Source organism: Microvirga aerilata (genome assembly GCF_016743775.1).
In the GTDB taxonomy this organism is placed as follows: domain Bacteria; phylum Pseudomonadota; class Alphaproteobacteria; order Rhizobiales; family Beijerinckiaceae; genus Microvirga; species Microvirga aerilata.
The window spans coordinates 1-1,843 of record NZ_JAEQMY010000252.1; the positions used below are offsets into that span (position 1 = coordinate 1).

General features: G+C 55.2%; 1 protein-coding gene. It reads left to right on the forward strand.

The window, feature by feature from the left end:
- Nucleotides 1–350: 350 nt before the first annotated feature.
- On the forward strand, nucleotides 351–1,843 hold a 1,493-nt coding region (locus tag JKG68_RS32120), incomplete at its 3' end, for a sphingomyelin phosphodiesterase (RefSeq protein WP_202066460.1).

Here is a 1,843-nt window from a genome sequence, read left to right on the forward strand (position 1 = left end):
CGCCTCCGCAAATCGGCGCCAACCAGTGAATCACAAGTCATTGCTCGGATTCAAATTTCACTCGGACAGGCTCTAACTTCCCACAGTCCTGGAAAAGCTTTTAGCAGACCTCAACGCACCTTTTTACTAACTAAGACGGCAATATACGCCATCGGGAGACCTTCCGATCGTGTATCATCTCCATTGATATCAGTCGGGATCCACTGTCTACATCATGAATAAAAAATAGAGAATGTAGATTGTTCTAGAGACCTTGCGCTTTCTGAGAATATACCGCATATTTTCTTTTCTTGTAGTTGTTGCTTTTATATCCAATTAAGTAACCCCAATGGATATGCAGGCGGTGTGCGATGAACGTAAGCGCAGGCCGGTACTTTATCTGTGTGTTGTTGTACTTGCTAGGTATGCTGAGCCATGTGCGAGCTATCTGGTCGGCCGTAGCGTTCGGTGTCGCCGGCTTCGCTTTTCAGGTTCTCTCTGCGTGCCTTGCGGTCGCGGCCACAGACATCATTGTCCAGAACAATACACCATTTGAATTTAACGCGACCGTCCTGGCACCAGCCAATATGCATACACGCGCTTGGCGCATCGGTGCTGCACGGATCCTACCTGGTCGGCGCGAAACGGTTCTCAGTTTCAACCGCGACCAAGATGTTACGAATGGTCAGCGGTTCACCTTCGTCACGCGCTTGAGCAAGGACGGCCAGGCCGTCGGTCTTCGCCAGCAACTGCTTGGCCGAGCGGTCAACAGCCACATGTGGCAGTCTTTCTCTGCGGTCGGTTTTGAGGACCGTTGGTTCGACGACCGAGAAACGCATGTGGCGACGGCGATGTTCAACGGCATCCCCGTACGTGTTCTTTATCGAGCCTTCGCTGCGGGAACGGATGACAACGTCGAATACATCCTGCAATACGCCTACCCACCCTCGCTAGGGGGCGACGATCAGTTTAGCGTGCTCGCCTATAACATATATATGCGACCGACGACGATCGCGCGAAATGGTCAAGTGGTTCGCGCAACACTGCTGCCCGCGCAGCTGCGCGGCTATGATGCGATCGTGTTCTCTGAAGCGTTCGACGACGGTGTTCGAAATACGCTGCTCGAGAGGCTGCGTCCTGAGTATCCTTATCAAACACAAATCCTCGGCCGTGACACCGACGTGCGGCAGGATGGCGGTGTCATCATCGTCAGCCGCTGGCCGATTGCCACAGAAGCTCAGCAGCCCTACGGCACAACCTGCGCAGGGATCGACTGCCAAGCTGCCAAAGGTGTTGTCTACGCCCGAATCGCGAAAGGCACTCGGACCTATCACCTTTTCGGAACTCACACTCAGGCGGAAGCAAGCGAACGCAACGCGCGCGAAGGACAGTTTCGCATTCTGAAGCATTTCATCGATTCGCAAAACATACCCGCCACCGAGCCGGTTCTGATCGCTGGCGATCTCAACGTCGACAAGGCCGCGTCCCACGAGGAATATCAACGGATGCTCGAGATCCTCGATGCCGAAATGCCGGGACAGGTGGGCTACCCTTTCAGCTGGGATCCTTTCAGCAATCGCCTCGCCGAGCGAGGGAAACCCGGCGAGATGCTCGACTACGTGCTTTGGTCGAAGGCACATCGTGCACCGGCCGCCGCGAGCAACGAAGTACGGATCCTCCGCTCTGACGTGGAGTGGAAGGAGTTTGCCTTCGAATACCCTTATTGGGACCTATCAGACCATTACCCGGTGCATGGGCTGTTCAGGTTCGAGGAGGGTGGGTTCACCGGCACCTTTCCGCTCGATCGGAGCTGGATTGCGCGGCGTCCTTTGTATGTGGTTCGCCCTGGTGGGGAGCTTGTGGA